The following is a 16,309-nucleotide window of genomic DNA, read 5'->3' as shown; positions in this document are numbered from 1 at the left end:
CTGTAGGCGCAGGCCCCACTCCCCCTTGACGCGGAGTCGGGTACGAGCGCGCACGGGCGTTCGATCTTGCCAAGGCGAGCGTCAAGAAAGCGTCAAGAGTTAGGTAAGGTAACGAAGTAGTTGTCCGCGGAGCACTGCGGCTGCGTGTGCCATGGGGGTGTGCTTGTAGCTCACCGCGCGGGCGCGCCCGTCCGCCGTGGTACGTGCTGTGAACCGTGCTGTGCGCCAGGGAAGGGAACGGCCGCTGACTGTCCACCACCTCAACCAGCTCCTGCTCCTGTGCTCACTGGTCCTGCTCATCGCCGTGGCGGCGGTCCGGATCTCCTCGCGCAGTGGGCTCCCCAGCCTGCTCGTCTACCTGGCCATCGGCGTCGCCATGGGCCAGGACGGCATCGGCGACATCAAGTTCGACGACGCCGAACTGGTCCAGGTCATCGGCTACGCCGCCCTGGTCGTGATCCTGGCCGAGGGCGGCCTCGGCACGAAGTGGAAGGAGGCGAAACCGGCCCTGCCGGCCGCCTCCGCGCTGGCCCTGGTCGGAGTCGCGATCAGTGTCGGCGTCACGGCGGCGGGCGCCCACTACCTGACCGGGCTGGAGTGGCGGCAGGCGCTGATCGTGGGGGCGGTGGTGTCCTCGACGGACGCCGCGGCCGTCTTCTCGGTGCTGCGCAGGATTCCACTGCCCGCACGCATAACGGGCACGCTGGAGGCCGAGTCGGGCTTCAACGACGCCCCGGTGGTCATCCTCGTGGTCGCCTTCTCCGCGGCCGGTCCGATCGAGCACTGGTACCTGCTGCTGGGCGAGATCACCCTGGAGCTGGCCATCGGCGCGGCCATCGGCCTCGCGGTCGGCTGGCTAGGGTCGTGGGGGCTGCGGCACGTCGCGCTGCCCGCCTCCGGCCTCTACCCCATCGCCGTCATGTCGATCGCCGTCGCGGCCTACGCGGCCGGCGCGATGGCCCACGGCAGCGGGTTCCTCGCGGTCTACCTCGCCTCGATGGTCATGGGCAACTCCCGCCTGCCGCACTGGCCCGCCACCCGCGGCTTCGCCGACGGGCTCGGCTGGCTCGCGCAGATCGGCATGTTCGTGCTGCTCGGCCTGCTGGTCACCCCGCACGAACTGGGCGACGACATCCTGCCCGCCCTGGTCATCGGGCTGGTGCTGACGCTGGTGGCGCGCCCGCTGAGCGTCGTGGTGTCCCTGCTGCCGTTCCGGGTGCCGTGGCGGGAGAAGGCGCTGATGTCCTGGGCGGGGCTGCGCGGCGCGGTGCCCATCATCCTGGCGACGATCCCCATGGTGGAGGGCGTCGACGGCAGCCGCCGGATCTTCAACATCGTCTTCGTGCTGGTCTGCGTCTACACCCTGGTCCAGGGGCCGACGCTGCCCTGGCTGGCCGGCAAGCTGCGCCTGGGCAACGCCGACGAGGCCGCCGACCTCGGCATCGAGTCGGCGCCCCTGGAGCGGCTGCGCGGGCATCTGCTGTCCCTGACCATCCCCGAGGGATCGCGGATGCACGGCGTCGAGGTCAACGAGCTGCGGCTGCCGGCCGGGTCCGCCGTCACGCTGGTCGTCCGCGACGGCAAGTCGTTCGTGCCGCTGCCCACGACGGGGCTGCGGCGCGGGGACGAGCTGCTGGTGGTCGCCACCGACCCGGTCCGCGACGCCGCCGAGGCGCGGCTGCGCGCGGTCGGCCAGGGCGGCAAGCTGGCCGGCTGGCTGCACTCCGGAGACACGGGCGGCAATCGCAGGTGAACGGGAGAGGGGTGCTCGCTTTCACAGGCCGCGCCCCTTTGATCCCTGTACGATGAAGGCGGCACCTGATCGAACCAACTCTGCCTGACGCAGAGCTGGCGCGACCGTATGGCGGCCGGGACGCCCCCTCCCCCTTCGGGCTCCGGCATCTACCGCAGTCCGCGCAAGAGGACAGCTCTCGGCGCTCCCGCACGGCCACGAACCATGGACGGGAACCGCGCTACCAGGCGGCAGAAAGGCACGGGCCGTGGCATCCACGGTCACCCCGTCGAAGAAGTCGCAGGAGAGGGACCCGCACGCGCCCGGCTCCGCCCGGCCCGGATACGGGCAGCTGCTGCGCACCCGCGGCGCCTGGACGTTCCTGCTCCCCGGCTTCGCGGCACGCCAGCCCTTCGCCATGCTGACGCTCTCCATCGTGCTGCTCGTGCAGCACACCTCCGGCTCCTACGGCGTCGCGGGCGCCGTGGCGGCCGTCACCGGCGTCTCCATGGCCCTGTTCGCCCCCTACAGCGGCCGGCTCGCCGACCGCCACGGCCAGCGCGCCGTGCTGCTCCCCGGCGTACTGGTGCACACGGCGTCCGGTCTGACCCTGACCGTCCTCGCCCTCGCGGACGCACCCCTGTGGGCGCTGTTCGCGGCGGCCGTGCCCACCGGCGCCTCGGTGCCGCAGGTCGGGCCCATGGTGCGGGCCCGCTGGGCGGTGAAGCTCAAGGGCTCCCCCCTGATGAGCACGGCGGCCGCCTTCGAGTCCGTCACGGACGAGCTGACCTTCGTCCTCGGCCCACTGGTGGCGACCGCCCTGTGCACGGCCGTGAACCCGGCCGCGGGCCTGGTCACGGAGGCCGCGCTCACCCTGGTGGGCGGTCTGCTGTTCGCCGCGCAGAAGAGCACCCAGCCGGTGGTCGGCCGCTCCGACGGCGACCACGCGCGCGTGGAGCACGTTCCGGCGCTGCGCATCCCCGGGGTGCGCGTGCTGATCGTGGTCTTCCTGGGCATCGGTTCCGTCTTCGGCGGCATGCAGGTGTCGCTGGCCGCGTTCACCGAGTCCATCGGCGAGCCCGGGCTGAACGGCGTCCTGTACGGCGTCTTCGCGGCGGGCAACATGCTCTCCGGTCTGGCCTGCGGCGCCATCGCCTGGAAGGCCGCCCCGCAGCGGCGCCTCCTGGTCGGGTACACCGCCCTGGCGCTGACCGCGTCCGGCCTGTGGGCCGCGCACTCGGTGCTCGTGCTGGCCGGCCTCGGCCTGCTCGTCGGCGTGTGCGTCGCGCCCGCCCTGATCACCGGCTACACCCTGGTCGAGGGCCTGGTCCCGGCCGGCGCCCGCACCGAGGCCTTCACCTGGCTCACCGGCGCCGTGGCGCTCGGCCAGGCGGCGGCCGTGACCGTCTCCGGCCAGCTGGAGGACCGGCTGTGGGGCGGCGCCGGGTTCCTGGTGCCGATGGGCGGCACGGTGCTCGCGCTGGCGACGCTGCTGGCCTTGCGCTCGCGGCTGGCGACCCGGCCGCGCGCGCGTGAGGTCGCGCGTACGGTCACACGTGGCGTCGGTCACCGCGAGCCTGCCGTAGTGGACTGATCCCGAGGAATGCGTCACTATGGACCGTCGTTAGCACTCATCGAGTGAGAGTGCCAGGAGGAAGACAAGTGCCGACGTACCAGTACCAGTGCACCGAGTGCGGCGAGGGCCTCGAGGCGGTGCAGAAGTTCACCGACGACGCTCTGACCGAATGCCCGAACTGCCAGGGGCGCCTGAAGAAGGTGTTCTCCGCGGTCGGCATCGTCTTCAAGGGCTCCGGCTTCTACCGCAACGACAGCCGCGGCAGCTCGTCCAGCAGCTCGCCGTCGTCGTCCTCGAAGTCGGGCGCCTCCTCGGCGTCGTCCTCGTCTTCCTCGTCGTCGTCCTCGTCGGACTCGGGTTCGTCGTCGGGCTCCGGTTCGTCCTCGAAGTCGGGCTCCTCGTCGGGCTCCGGCAGCTCCGCGGGTTCGACCGCCGCATAGTTCCCGGCAGGCGTGCGGTCTCCGTGACCGCGTGGGCCGGGTAGGCCGACGGGCCGCGTGGGCTCCGTCGCTGCGAGGCTTTTCTACGGTTCCTCCCGAGACCCTGTCGTCCGCCGACGACGGGGTCCTCGGCGTTTCACGGGGCGGCTAGGGTGCGGGCATGGCGAACAAGGTGAATGCCGAGATCGGCGTGATCGGCGGCTCCGGTCTGTACTCGTTCCTCGACGACGTGACCGAGGTCCAGGTGGACACCCCGTACGGGCCGCCCAGCGACTCCCTCTTCCTCGGCGAGGTCGCCGGCCGGCGGGTCGCGTTCCTGCCCCGGCACGGGCGCGGCCACCATCTGCCGCCGCACCGGATCAACTACCGGGCCAACCTCTGGGCGCTCCGCTCGGTCGGCGCGCGCCAGATCCTCGGCCCGTGCGCGGTCGGCGGCCTGCGCCCCGAGTACGGTCCCGGGACCCTGCTGGTGCCCGACCAGTTCGTCGACCGTACGCGGACCCGCCCGTCGACCTACTTCGACGGGCTGCCGATGCCCGACGGCACGGTGCCCAAGGTCGTGCACGTCTCGCTGGCCGACCCCTACTGCGCCGTCGGCCGGGCCGCCGCGTTGAAGTCGGCCCGGGGACGCGACTGGGAGCCCGTGGACGGCGGCACCCTGGTCGTGGTCGAGGGACCGCGCTTCGGGACGCGTGCGGAGTCGCTGTGGCACCGGGCGCAGGGCTGGTCGGTGGTGGGCATGACCGGCCACCCGGAAGCGGCACTCGCCCGTGAGCTGGAGCTCTGCTACACCTCGCTGAACCTCGTCACCGACCTCGACGCCGGCGCGGAGAGCGGCGAGGGGGTCTCCCACGAGGAGGTCCTGCGCGTGTTCGCGGCGAACGTGGACCGGCTGCGGGGCGTCCTGTTCGACACGGTGGCCGCACTCCCGGCGACCGGGGCGCGCGACTGCCGGTGCGCGACGGCCCTCGGCGGCATGGACCCGGGGATCGCGCTGCCGTAGCGCCGGGTGGGGCGGGATGGAGCGGGGCGGGGCGAGGCGGGGCGGGGCGAGGCGGGGCGGGGCCGGCCAAGGGGACCGGGCCGGGGCGAGGCGGGAGCTCGGGCGGGCCGCGGGGCCGGCCTGTGCGGGCGGCGAAGCCCGGACCGACCGGAGCGTCACGTTCGGGTGGCGGAGTTTTCCACAGTCGGGCGGTGGTCCACGGGCTCCGGCGGGCGGCGGCGAAAGGGCCCATCGTGGGTCCGCAAGCCGTTCCCTCGTCACAGGTGGTGGTCCCCATGTCCCTGTCCCGTCCCACCGGTCACGCCGCACTGCCGCTCGGCACCGACGCCCCGCCCACCTGCGAGGTGCCGCACTTCGCTCCCGTGCGGGTGCGCGGCGGCCGGCAGCAGCTGCACCGGCTCCTCAGGCACCGGCGACGGGCGGTGACCGCCGGGCTCGTCGTCACCGCCGCGGCGCTGGTCGCGGCCGGCCCGGGCCCCGGTGCCGGTCCCCAGGACGCCCAGCGGGCGCGGGGACATCCGGTCACCGAGCAGGTGCGCAAGCGGCAGGGCGCCGAGCTGGTGACGGCGCCACTGCGGATCGCCGACGCGGCCACCGTCCGACTGCTCAGGCCGGGCGACCGGGTCGATGTCGTCGCGGCCGGCGACGGCGGCACGGGCGACGCCTCGGTGATCGCGCGCGGAGCGCGGGTGACCAAGCTGCCCGAGCCCGAGGACGGGGCCGCGGCGGGCGGGGCGCTGGTCGTGGTCTCGGTGCCGCGCGCCACCGCGCACCGGCTGGTCGGCGCGGGGGCCTCGGCACGGCTGGCGGTGACGCTGTGCTGAGCACCCGCGACCGCCCAGCGCCCTCCGGTCGCTCGATCGAGGGGCCTGATTGGACAGGACGGCCCAACGCTGACGTAGGTTGCGGAGCGTTTTGTTCCCCACCTGGTCCGCGACAGACCCGTTCGTGCGCGCTTCGTTGCCGCACACCCGGGTCGGGCGGGACCTGTTCATGCGAGGAGAGCCCCCGAGGTGAGCGAGAAGAACGAGCCGAGCGTCTGGCAGGGCTTCAAGGCCTTCCTGATGCGTGGGAACGTCATCGATCTGGCGGTGGCGGTGGTCATCGGCGCCGCCTTCACCAACATCGTCAACTCGGTGGTGAAGGGGGTCATCAACCCTCTGATCGGAGCGTTCGGCACCCAGAGCCTGGACAGCTACAGCTCCTGTCTGAAAGGCCCGTGCACCGGTACCGGCGACAGTGCGACGGGCGTGCGGATCCTCTGGGGCTCGGTGCTGGGCGCCACCCTCACCTTCCTGATCACCGCGGCCGTCGTCTACTTCCTCATGGTCCTGCCCATGTCGAAGTACCTGGCCAGGATGGAGGCCCGTCGCAAGGCGAAGGAGAGCACGCAGGAGATCATCGAGGTCTCCGAGCTGGAGGTGCTCAAGGAGATCCGCGACGCGCTGGTCGCGCAGCGCGGGTCGGGTCACGACCGCCCGTAGCACCGTCGCCGCCCGCGGCGGGAACGGTGGGCGCGCGGGCGGGTGCCCGCTTCACTCACAGGTGGTGGGGCGGCTTCTCGTCGAGGAAGCGCTTGAGGTCGGCCGCGCTGTCGCGTTCGGTCCGCTCGCCCCAGCCGTGGTCGGTGTCGTCCGAGGTCTGCTGGTCCAGCGGGTCGTCGAAGACCAGCGCGGGCCGGGGTGCGCGGGGCTCGGGATCGGGGGCGGTGCTCATGGCTCCAGGGTACGACCCGCCCGACGGCCGACGCTCCGCCGTCCCGGTCCCTCCGGACGGCCGACGCCCCGCCCTCCCGGCCCCTCCCGACCGCCGACGCCCCGCCCTCCCGGTCCCTGCCGACCGCCGATGGTCCGTCTTCGCCACTCCGTCCGGTGGGCGGCGCTCCGCCGTCCCCGCAGCTCCGGGCGTACGGGAGCGTCCGCAAGCACATCCGGACCGTCTCTGCTCTGCTGGGGACCATGACGTCCAGTCCGACCCCCGCAAGCGCGCCCTCGGGGCCGCCCGACGCTCCGGGCGTGCGCCCGCCCCTGCGCAGGCTGACGGCCCGCGGTCGGCACGAGGCGCACCGCGCCGCCACCCCGTTGGAGCTCTTCTTCGATCTGTGCTTCGTGGTCGCCGTCGCCCAGGCCGGCGCCCAGTTGGTGCACTCCGTCGCCGAGAGCCATGCCGGCGAGGGCGTCCTCAACTACGCGATGGTCTTCTTCGCCGTGTGGTGGGCGTGGATGAACTTCACCTGGTTCGCCTCGGCGTACGACAACGACGACGTGCTCTACCGCATCGTCACCCTGGTGCAGATCGCCGGTGTGCTGGTGCTCGCGGCCGGGGTCTCGCGGGCCTTCGAGGACCACGACTGGACGGCCGTGGTGCTCGGCTACGTGCTCATGCGGGTGGCCCTGTCGACGCAGTGGCTGAGGGCGGCCCGTTCCGCCGGGCCGCCGGAGAACGCGATGGCGCTGAGGTACGCCGGTGGCGTGCTGGTCTGCCAGCTCGGTTGGCTGGGGCTGCTGTTCCTGCCGGAGGGCGGGCGGGGCTGGCTGTTCCTGGTCATGGTGGTGCTGGAGCTGTGCGTGCCGGCCTTCGCGGAGCGCAAGCACACGTCGTCCTGGCATCCGCACCACATCGCCGAGCGGTACGGGCTGTTCACGATCATCGTGCTCGGCGAGACCATCGCCGCGGCCACGGTCGCGGTGAAGTCCGGCATCGAGGAGAACGACGCGCTGGGCGAGCTGCTGCCCATCGCGGCGGGCGGTCTGCTGATCGTCTTCGCCGCCTGGTGGATCTACTTCGTCGTGCCCGTCCACGGGTACCTGCGGTCCAGCAGGCAGTCGTTCCTGTGGGGCTACGGCCACTACCTGGTGTTCGCCTCCGCCGCGGCGATCGGTGCCGGTCTGGAGGTGGCGGTGGAGCAGGCGGTGGGCAAGGCGCACATCTCGGAGCTGGCGGCGTCCGCGTCGGTGACCCTGCCGACGGCGCTCTTCCTGATCACGGTGTGGGCCCTGCACGCCCGGCACTTCAAGGTGGGCCTCGCCGAGCAGCTGGTCCTGCCGACGGCAGCGCTGCTCGTGATCTGCTGCACCTTCCTCGGCGACATGGCCGTGCTCGTGGCCGGGATCGTCCTGGCCCTGGCCGTGGCGGCGGGGGTGGCGCTGACCGCGCGGCGGAGCGTCCACCGCCGGGAGCCGGTGACGCCCGGCGCCTGATACCGCCTGGGCATTCTCCGCCGCGCCTGTGTCTCCGTCCGCCCGCACCCGGGCCACGCGGAGACCGCGCCCCTCGCCCGTGGGACCCGCGCCTGCACCCGCGGAGACGTACCCGCGCCTCGTTCGGGGCCGGGCCCGCGCGTCGTCGAGAACGTGCCTGCGCGTCGTCGGGACCGGGCCGCGCCTCATCGAGACCGCGTCCGCGCCTCGTCGGGACCGTGCCCGCGCCTCGTCGAGGACGGGTCCGTGCCTCGTCGAGACTGGCGGCATGACAGTTGACGCATTGACGGATGTCGCCGGCCTGTCGGTGGGGCATGCGACGCGGACCGGCGACGGGTGGCTCACGGGCACGACGGTGGTGCTCGCGCCGGAGGGCGGGGCGGTCGCCGGCGTGGACGTGCGCGGGGGCGGCCCCGGCACCAAGGAGACCGACGCGCTCGATCCGCGGAACCTGGTGCAGAGGGTGCAGGCGGTGGTGCTGACCGGGGGCAGCGCGTACGGGCTCGACGCCGCGTCGGGGGTGATGGCCTGGCTGGAGGAGCACCGGCGTGGGGTGCGCGTCGGCCCGGACCCCTCTCATGTCGTGCCGGTGGTGCCCGCGGCCTGCGTCTTCGACCTGGGGCGCGGGGGCGACTTCCGGGCCCGGCCGGACGCGGCCACGGGACGGGCGGCGGTCGAGGCGGCGCACGCGAGCGGGCCGGGCGCGGAGGTCGCCGAGGGCTGCGTCGGGGCGGGCACGGGAGCCGTGGTCGGCACGATGAAGGGCGGGATCGGCACGGCGAGCACCGTGCTGGACTCGGGGATCACGGTGGCGGCGCTGGTGGTGGCCAACGCGGCGGGGTCGGTGACGGATCCGGAGACGGGGGTTCTGTACGGGGAGTTGTTCCGGGGTGGGCGGGTCCGCCATCCGGCGCCCGCCGTCCATGCGGCCGCCGGGCGGCGTCTCGACGAGGTCGCGGCGAGGAACGCGCCGCCGCCGTTGAACACCACGCTCGCCGTGGTCGCCACCGACGCGGACCTGTCCAAGGCCCAGGCGCAGAAGCTGGCCGGCACCTCGCACGACGGCATCGCCCGGGCGGTGCGGCCGGTGCACCTGCTCAGCGACGGGGACACGGTGTTCGCCCTGGCGACCGGCGAGCACCCCCTCGACCCGCGTGAGCCGCTCGCGCTGAACGAGGTGCTGGCGGCGGGGGCGGACGTGGTGACCCGCGCGATCGTGCGCGCCGTACGGGCCGCCGGGCCGGTGGACGGGCCCGGCGGGGCCTGGCCGTCCTACGAGGAGCTGTACGGGGTGGAGCAGCCCTGAGTGCCTCCGCCCAGCGCCGGCCGGGAGCTTCGACGAGCGGTCCCCTCCCGGCCGGTGCGGGGTGGTTCCCGAGCAGCCGCACGGAGGGGAGCAGCCCTGAGTGCCTCCGCCCAGCACCGGCCGGGAGCTTCGACGAGCGGTCCCCTCCCGGCCGGTACGGGATGGTTCCCGAGCAGCCGCACGGAGGGGAGCAGCCCTGAGTGCCTCCGCCCAGCACCGGCCGGGAGCTTCGACGGGCGGTCCCCTCCCGGCCGGTGCGGGGTGGTTCCCGAGCGGCCGCGCGGGGACGGACGCGAGGCTCTACGGACGGCGTTCCGGGGCCGGTTGGGTGGACGGGCGGGTGATTGTCCCGGTTCTGTCACGCGTCTCCGTTCCCGGCGACCGGTGGGAACCCCGGCAGCCGCCGACCGCCTCTACAGGGCTGAAGCGGACACCGCACACACCAGAACCTGGAGCAGCCCGTGACAACGGCGGACATAGCATCGCGGCGCGTACCGATGGCGGTCGCCGCCCTGGTCGTCGGCGCCCTCGCCCTCACCGCCTGCGGCGGGAGCGCCAGCGCCGAGGACAAGAAGGACGGCAAGGGCGGCGCGGACTCCGCGAAGACCTCGGTGGCAAAGGTCGTGATCTCGGCGAAGGACGGCTCGACCGGCGCCTCGATCAACGCGACCGGTGTGAAGGTCAGCGACGGACGGCTGACCGACGTGCGGATGACGGTGGCCGAGACGGGCGCGACCGTGCCGGGCGCGGTGTCGGCGGACGGCGGCAGCTGGAAGCCGAAGGAGCGGCTGGAGCGCGGCACCAAGTACCGGATCACGGCGCGGGCCAAGGACGCAGGCGGCCGTACGTCCGCCGCCGACTCGGTCTTCACGACCGTCTCCTCGGCCAACAGCTTCATCGGCTCGTACACCCCGGACGGCGGCACCACGGTGGGGGTGGGGATGCCGGTGTCGTTCACCTTCGACAAGGCGATCAGCGACCGGAAGAACGTGCAGTCGCACATCACGGTCACCTCCAGCAGCGGCCAGGAGGTGGTCGGGCACTGGTTCGGTGACCAACGGCTCGACTTCCGGCCCGAGGAGTACTGGAAGGCCGGCTCCAAGGTCACCATGAAGATCGACCTGGACGGGGTCGAGGGTGCGAACGGCATCCACGGCGTGCAGCGGAAGACCGTCACCTTCACGGTGGGCCGTGCCCAGGTCTCCACGGTCGACGCGGACACGCAGACCATGACGGTCGTGCGCGACGGAAAGACCCTCAGGTCGGTCCCGATCTCGGCGGGCAGCGCCGAGACGCCGACGTACAACGGGCAGATGGTGATCTCGGAGAAGTCCGAGCGGACGCACATGGACGGGTCGACGGTCGGCTTCGGCGGGGAGTACGACATCCCGGACGTGCCGCACGCGATGCGGCTGAGCCAGTCCGGCACCTTCGTCCACGGCAACTACTGGTACAACCGGGGCAATCCGCCCTTCGGCGTCCAGGGCACCAGCCACGGCTGCGTCGGGCTGCGGGACGCCCAGGGCGGGCAGGGCGCCACCGACGGCAAGTGGTTCTACGACAACTCGCTGATCGGGGACGTGGTGACCGTCAAGAACTCCCCGGACGGCACGATCGCGCCGGACAACGGCCTCAACGGCTGGAACATGGCATGGGGCGAGTGGGTCGACGGCAGCGCCGTCTGACCGGTCGAACGACCGTCTGAGCAGCGTTTTTTGAGTGGCCGTCGGGTCGCGCGGGAACATTTCGCGCGGCCCGCTCGTTTTTCGTGCGTACGTTTTCTCGGTTCCCGGACATGATGTCCGAGCTAGGGGCTACGGTATGCACCCACAAGGTGACATGCAGCAACGCCGGGAGAAACCTTGAGCGTTCCGTACGAGACGGCAGCGTACGAACCACCCGAGTCGCCGGAGTCTCCGGAGGAGCACCTCATGCGACTGCTGGGTCGCGCCCTGAACTCGTTCGAGCTGCCCGACGAGACGATACGACAGCTGGACTGCGCGCTGGCGCACGACGGTTCGCTGCACTCCGCGCACCACAGCGCGGGCCTGCACCGCGAGACGTACCGCCACACCTGGCTGCTCGCCGACGGCTCCGCGCTCACCCTCTGGGAGATCGTGCACAACACCGCGCCGGGCAGCGAACCGCAGCACGAGGTGTACGTCGACGAGGAGGAGCTGCGCACCGCCACCGCCCGGCTGGCCCTGCCGCCGGACGCACCCGACTTCGAACTGCCGGTGCAGGTGCAGCTGCCCGCGGCCCCCGCCCCGCGGCACGCCTACGTCCCGGACGCCTCGGCGGACCACGCCCGCAGGCTGCTGCGCCGCGCGGAGAACCCGGACCGGCCCGGCGCCGACCTCGCCGCCCGGCTGGCGACGGCGTCCGGGCACCGGATCACCCAGGCCTTCGGCGGCCCCGGCCGCGCGGGCCGTGCCCGCGTCGGCTTCTCGCTCTACGAGCACGCCTTCCTGCTGCGTGACGGCGCCGAGGTCTCCCTCTGGGAGGTCGAGCACACGGCCACGCCCGACGGGCGGCACATGTGCGAGGTGTACGAGAGCGAGGACGCCGCCCGGCGGGCGATGGAGCTGCGCGCGGCGCAGGTCTCCTGAGCATTTCCACGACCAGGAGCCCGCGCGCCTCCGGGAGACCGACGCCCGCGGGGGCGACGCGACCGGGCCGGGTCCCGTCGGAACCCGGCCCGGAGCGCGCCGTATCGACGTCGCTCACGCCCTACGCGGCCACCGGCCGCTTCGTCCCCGGCGCCGCGGCGGACGCATCGGCGTCGCCGGGCCCCTGGGCAGTCGTTCCGGGCGCCGGCTTGCGCAGGCCCTTGAGGACGACCACCAGGGCCGTGGTGACGCAGACGCCCGCCGCGATCGCGACCAGGTAGAGCAGCGGATTGCCGATGAGGGGGACCACGAAGACGCCGCCGTGCGGGGCGCGCAGCGTGGCGCCGAAGGCCATCGACAGCGCCCCGGTCAGCGCGCCGCCCGCCATGGACGCCGGGATGACCCGCAGCGGGTCGGCGGCGGCGAACGGGATGGCGCCCTCGGAGATGAAGGAGGCGCCCAGCACCCAGGCGGCCTTGCCGTTCTCGCGTTCGGCGGCGTCGAAGAGCCGGGAGCGGACGGTCGTGGCCAGGGCCATCGCCAGCGGCGGGACCATGCCCGCCGCCATGACCGCGGCCATGATCTTCATCGCGGAGTCACTCGGGTCCGACACGGCGATGCCGGCGGTGGCGAAGGCGTAGGCGACCTTGTTGACCGGGCCGCCCAGGTCGAAGCACATCATGAGGCCGAGCAGGGCGCCGAGCAGGACGGCGTTGGCGCCGGACAGGTCGCCCAGCCAGTCGGTCATCGCCTGCTGGGCGGAGGCGATGGGCTTGCCGATCACCACGAACATCAGGAACCCGACGACGGCCGCGGAGATCAGCGGGATCACCACCACCGGCATGATGCCGCGCAGCACCGCCGGGACGCGTATCCGCTGGACGGCCATCACCACGGCACCGGAGAGCAGACCGGCCGCCAGACCACCGAGGAAGCCGGCGTCGATGGTCAGCGCGATCGAGCCGCCGACGAAGCCGGGCACCAGCCCGGGCCGGTCGGCCATGCCGTAGGCGATGTAGCCGGCCAGCACCGGCACGAGGAAGGCGAAGGCCACGCCGCCGATCTGGAACAGCAGCGCCGCCCAGCTGTCGGCCTGCGTCCACAGGAAGTGGTCCGTCACCGACGGCGCCTTGTCGATCTCGTAGCCGCCGATCGCGAAGCCGAGGGCGATGAGCAGGCCGCCGGCGGCGACGAACGGGACCATGTAACTGACGCCGGACATCAGCCACTTGCGCAGTGCGGTGCCGTACCCCTCCCCGGTCTCGCGGCCGCGCTCGGCGGGCGCCCGGCCGGCGGGCGCGGCGGCGGTGGCCTCGCCGCGGGCCGCCTTGGCGCGGACCTCGCCGATCAGCTCGCCGGGCCGGTTCACGGCGGCCTTGACGCCGGTGTCGACGGTGGGTTTCCCGGCGAAGCGGTCCTTCTCGCGCACGGGCACGTCATGGGCGAGGATCACGCCGTCCGCCGCCGCGATCACCGCCGGGTCGAGGCGGCTGAAGCCGGCCGATCCCTGGGTCTCGACGACGACTTCGACGCCCGCCTCACGGCCCGCGTTCTCCAGCGCCTCGGCGGCCATGTAGGTGTGCGCGATGCCGGTGGGGCAGGAGGTGACGGCGACGATACGGAAGGGGCGCCCGGGTGCGGCCGGCTCCCCCGTCCCCGCCCCCGACGCCCGGCCGGTCTCCGCCGCGTCCGTCCTGCCGCTGCTGTCCGTGGCGGGCTCGGCGGAGGCCGCCGCCGAGTCCGCCACGGGGTCCTGGGCGCCCGATGGTCCGTCCGCCGTACGGGGTCCGTCGGCCGTACGGGGTCCGTCCGCGGGGTCGGTCGGCGCCTCGCCCCGGATCAGGGCCACGGCCTCCCCCGCCTCCCCTGCCGATCGCAGGGCGGTGGTGAACTCGGCGTTCATGAGCTGCCGGGCCAGGGCGGAGAGGATCGTCAGGTGGGCGTCGTCGGCACCCGCCGGCGCGGCGATCAGGAAGATCAGGTCGGCCGGGCCGTCCGCCGCCCCGAAGTCGATGCCGTCCGCGCTGCGCCCGAAGGCGAGCGTCGGCTCGGTGACGTGCTCGCTGCGGCAGTGCGGGATGCCGATGCCGCCGTCGAGGCCGGTCGGCATCTGCGCCTCGCGGGCGGCCACGTCGGCCAGGAAGCCCTCCAGGTCGGTGACCCGGCCCAGGGCCGCCATCCGCCCGGCGAGGGCTCGTGCCGCCGCTTCCTTGGTGTCGGCGGACAGGTCGAGGTCGACCAGATCCGCGGTGATCATGTCGCTCATCGCGGGCTCCTTAGCTCGCGTATCGCCCGGGAGGTGAGGTGGTGGGCGAGGACGGGGTGGGGGGCGGGGGTGCTGCGGTGGGGGGCGGGGGTGCTGCGGTGGGGGGCGGGGGTGCTGCGGTGGGGACGGGGGTCCGGGCCACGGCGGCCCGGGACGGCGGCGACGGGCGTCCGGGGTGCGGGCCCGCCCGTCGCCCGGGGAAGGGCCACGCACGCGGCGGTCATGACGCCGGCTCCCGCAGCGCGCGGTCCACCGGCACCTCGGCCGTGACCGTCACCGCGTCCGGGTCGAGGTCGGCCGGCGCGGGCATCACGCTGCCGGGGAGCCGGACGGCGGCCGCGCCGTGCGCGACGGCGGAGGCGAGGGCGTCCGGCCCCGCACCGCCGGCGACGAGGAACCCGGCGAGCGAGGAGTCACCGGCGCCGACGTTGCTGCGTACGGCCGCCACGCGGGCGCTGCCGAACCAGGCGCCCGCCTCGTCCACGAGCAGCTGTCCGTCGGCGCCCAGGCTGGCCAGGACGGAGCGGGCGCCCAGCTCGCGCAGTTCCTCCGCGGCCTTCAGGGCGTCGCCGACGGTGGTCAGGGGGCGTCCGACGGCCTGGGCCAGTTCCTCGGCGTTCGGCTTGACCACGTCGGGCCGTTCGCGCAGGGCGTGCAGGAGGGCGGGTCCGGAGGTGTCCAGGGCGATGCGGACGCCGGCGGCGTGTGCCCGGGCGACCAGGGCCGCGTACCAGGAGGGGGCCAGCGGGCGGGGCAGGCTGCCGCAGCAGGCGATCCAGTCGGCGCCGCGGGACTGCCGCCGCACGGTCTCCAGCAGCAGGTCCCGCTCGGCCTGCGACAGTTCGGGCCCCGGTGCGTTGATCTTCGTCAGGACGCCGTCGGCCTCGGCGAGCGCGATGTTGGACCGGGTGGCGCCGGCGATCGGCACCGCCGCCACCTCGATGCCCTGGGCGTCGAGCAGGTCGGCCACGAGAGCGCCGGGGGCGCCGCCGAGCGGCAGCACCGCCACGGTACGCCGGCCCGCGGCCGTCACCGCGCGCGAGACGTTGACGCCCTTGCCGCCCGGGTCCACGCGCTCGCCGGTGGCGCGGACGACCTCGCCGCGGTCCAGGGAGGGCACCTCGTAGGTGCGGTCCAGGGACGGGTTGGGGGTGACGGTGAGGATCATGCGCGCACCACTTCCGGGCCGGCCTGCTCGACGGCGGCGGCGTCGTCGGGGCTCAGCCCGCTGTCGGTGATCAACAGGTCCACGTCGCTCAGCGCACCGAAGCGGGCGAAGTGCTCCTGGCCGTGTTTGGTGGAGTCGGCGAGCAGCACCACGCGCCGGGCGGCGGCGACGGCGGCCCGTTTCACCGCGGCCTCGGCGAGGTCGGGGGTGGTCAGGCCGTGGCCGGCGGAGAAGCCGTTGGCGGCCACCAGGGCCACGTCGGCGCGGATCTCGCCGTACGCGCGCAGCGCCCAGGCGTCCACGGCGGCGCGCGTACGGTGCCGCACGCGTCCGCCGACCAGGTGGAGCTGGATGCCGGGGTGGTCGGCGAGGCGGGCCGCGGTGGGCAGGCTGTGGGTGACGACGGTCAGCGAGGTCTCCGGCGGGATGGCCGCGGCCAGCAGGGCCACCGTCGAACCGGCGTCGAGGATCACGGTGCCGTCGGCCGGCAGTTCCGCCAGGGCCGCCTGGGCGATGCGGTCCTTCTCGTCGGCCGCCGTGGACTCGCGCTCGGCGAGGTCGGGCTCGAAGTCGAGCCGGCCGGCGGGGATGGCGCCGCCGTGCACCCGGCGGAGCACACCGGCGCGGTCGAGGGCCTTCAGGTCCCGTCGGATCGTCTCCGCCGTCACCTGGAACTCCTCGGCCAGCGACACCACGTCCACCCGGCCGCCGTCCCGGGCGAGCCGGAGGATCTCCTGCTGCCGCTCCGGTGCGTACATGCCCTTTCGCCTCCACCTCATGCCCGAACCTGTGGTTTCACGGGAGGCTACGCCCGGGATTCCGCTTTGTAAACAGGGAAGCGGAAGCATTCCCACACGAACGGGCATGAACAGACATGCGGCGGGGGAAGCCGGAACAGGAGTGGGGGCAGCCGAACAGGGGTGGTGGGGAGCGAAAGGGCGGCGGGGGGGGGGGGGGGGGGGGGGGGGGGGGGGGGGGGATGACGGCCCTCGCCCCCCCCGAACAAGTG

14 protein-coding genes are annotated in these 16,309 nt (G+C 73.7%); 10 read left to right on the top strand and 4 right to left on the bottom strand.

The window, feature by feature from the left end:
- Window positions 1-208 precede the first annotated feature (208 nt).
- From AC07FV_RS30540 to mscL, 6 genes are all read left to right on the top strand, one after another.
- A complete protein-coding gene (locus AC07FV_RS30540) occupies window positions 209-1,753 on the top strand; it encodes a potassium/proton antiporter (protein ID WP_479090725.1) in 1,545 nt (514 codons plus the stop codon).
- Window positions 1,754-2,000: 247 nt separating this feature from the next.
- Window positions 2,001-3,326 carry an MFS transporter gene (locus tag AC07FV_RS30535; protein WP_479090723.1) on the top strand — a complete coding sequence of 442 codons (1,326 nt, stop codon included), beginning with the start codon at window positions 2,001-2,003 and terminating at the stop codon, window positions 3,324-3,326.
- A 68-nt stretch (window positions 3,327-3,394) separates the two neighbouring features.
- Window positions 3,395-3,748 carry an FmdB family zinc ribbon protein gene (locus AC07FV_RS30530; RefSeq protein ID WP_479090721.1) on the top strand — a complete coding sequence of 118 codons (354 nt, stop codon included), beginning with the start codon at window positions 3,395-3,397 and terminating at the stop codon, window positions 3,746-3,748.
- Between the two features lie 160 nt (window positions 3,749-3,908).
- On the top strand, window positions 3,909-4,751 hold the full coding sequence (locus AC07FV_RS30525; RefSeq protein ID WP_479090720.1) for an S-methyl-5'-thioadenosine phosphorylase: 843 nt from the start codon (window positions 3,909-3,911) through the stop codon (window positions 4,749-4,751).
- A 344-nt stretch (window positions 4,752-5,095) separates the two neighbouring features.
- Window positions 5,096-5,575, top strand: a complete 480-nt coding sequence (locus AC07FV_RS30520; RefSeq protein ID WP_479090909.1) for a hypothetical protein — start codon at window positions 5,096-5,098, stop codon at window positions 5,573-5,575.
- Window positions 5,576-5,764: 189 nt separating this feature from the next.
- On the top strand, window positions 5,765-6,235 hold the full coding sequence (gene mscL, locus AC07FV_RS30515) for a large conductance mechanosensitive channel protein MscL (protein ID WP_383649037.1): 471 nt from the start codon (window positions 5,765-5,767) through the stop codon (window positions 6,233-6,235).
- Between the two features lie 55 nt (window positions 6,236-6,290).
- Here the strand turns inward: mscL and AC07FV_RS30510 are convergent, their stop codons facing one another.
- Window positions 6,291-6,467: a hypothetical protein gene (locus AC07FV_RS30510; protein ID WP_391970959.1), complete on the bottom strand. Its 177-nt coding sequence runs from the start codon at window positions 6,465-6,467 to the stop codon at window positions 6,291-6,293.
- Window positions 6,468-6,709: 242 nt separating this feature from the next.
- Between AC07FV_RS30510 and AC07FV_RS30505 the strand changes: the two genes are divergently transcribed.
- From AC07FV_RS30505 to AC07FV_RS30490, 4 genes are all read left to right on the top strand, one after another.
- Window positions 6,710-7,951 carry a low temperature requirement protein A gene (locus tag AC07FV_RS30505; protein ID WP_479090719.1) on the top strand — a complete coding sequence of 414 codons (1,242 nt, stop codon included), beginning with the start codon at window positions 6,710-6,712 and terminating at the stop codon, window positions 7,949-7,951.
- 268 nt (window positions 7,952-8,219) lie between these two features.
- Window positions 8,220-9,257, top strand: a complete 1,038-nt coding sequence (locus AC07FV_RS30500; RefSeq protein WP_479090718.1) for a P1 family peptidase — start codon at window positions 8,220-8,222, stop codon at window positions 9,255-9,257.
- A gap of 461 nt (window positions 9,258-9,718) precedes the next feature.
- Window positions 9,719-10,942 (top strand): L,D-transpeptidase, encoded by a 1,224-nt coding sequence (locus AC07FV_RS30495; protein ID WP_479090717.1) that lies wholly within the window; start codon window positions 9,719-9,721, stop codon window positions 10,940-10,942.
- A gap of 177 nt (window positions 10,943-11,119) precedes the next feature.
- Window positions 11,120-11,866 (top strand): DUF6227 family protein, encoded by a 747-nt coding sequence (locus AC07FV_RS30490; RefSeq protein ID WP_479090715.1) that lies wholly within the window; start codon window positions 11,120-11,122, stop codon window positions 11,864-11,866.
- A 121-nt stretch (window positions 11,867-11,987) separates the two neighbouring features.
- On the opposite strand, the gene AC07FV_RS30485 is transcribed toward AC07FV_RS30490, so the two are convergent.
- From AC07FV_RS30485 to AC07FV_RS30475, 3 genes are all read right to left on the bottom strand, one after another.
- Complete coding sequence (locus AC07FV_RS30485; RefSeq protein ID WP_479090713.1) at window positions 11,988-14,132, bottom strand: PTS fructose transporter subunit IIABC; 2,145 nt, start codon at window positions 14,130-14,132, stop codon at window positions 11,988-11,990.
- Window positions 14,133-14,352: 220 nt separating this feature from the next.
- A complete protein-coding gene (pfkB, locus tag AC07FV_RS30480) occupies window positions 14,353-15,300 on the bottom strand; it encodes a 1-phosphofructokinase (RefSeq protein ID WP_479090711.1) in 948 nt (315 codons plus the stop codon).
- Window positions 15,297-16,058 (bottom strand): DeoR/GlpR family DNA-binding transcription regulator, encoded by a 762-nt coding sequence (locus AC07FV_RS30475; RefSeq protein ID WP_479090709.1) that lies wholly within the window; start codon window positions 16,056-16,058, stop codon window positions 15,297-15,299. Before AC07FV_RS30475 ends, pfkB begins: the two co-directional genes overlap by 4 nt.
- Window positions 16,059-16,309 lie beyond the last annotated feature (251 nt).

The sequence above is a fragment of the Streptomyces sp. NPDC045956 genome (assembly GCF_056430705.1).
This window is presented reverse-complemented; position numbering and strand designations above follow the sequence as displayed.

Coding starts and splice junctions, on each gene's coding strand:
- AC07FV_RS30525 (WP_479090720.1), top strand. CDS start 3,909: ATGGCGAACAAGGTGAATGCCGAGATCGGCGTGATCGGCGGCTCCGGT.
- AC07FV_RS30510 (WP_391970959.1), bottom strand. CDS start 6,467: ATGAGCACCGCCCCCGATCCCGAGCCCCGCGCACCCCGGCCCGCGCTG.
- AC07FV_RS30505 (WP_479090719.1), top strand. CDS start 6,710: ATGACGTCCAGTCCGACCCCCGCAAGCGCGCCCTCGGGGCCGCCCGAC.
- AC07FV_RS30500 (WP_479090718.1), top strand. CDS start 8,220: ATGACAGTTGACGCATTGACGGATGTCGCCGGCCTGTCGGTGGGGCAT.
- AC07FV_RS30485 (WP_479090713.1), bottom strand. CDS start 14,132: ATGAGCGACATGATCACCGCGGATCTGGTCGACCTCGACCTGTCCGCC.
- pfkB (WP_479090711.1), bottom strand. CDS start 15,300: ATGATCCTCACCGTCACCCCCAACCCGTCCCTGGACCGCACCTACGAG.
- AC07FV_RS30475 (WP_479090709.1), bottom strand. CDS start 16,058: ATGTACGCACCGGAGCGGCAGCAGGAGATCCTCCGGCTCGCCCGGGAC.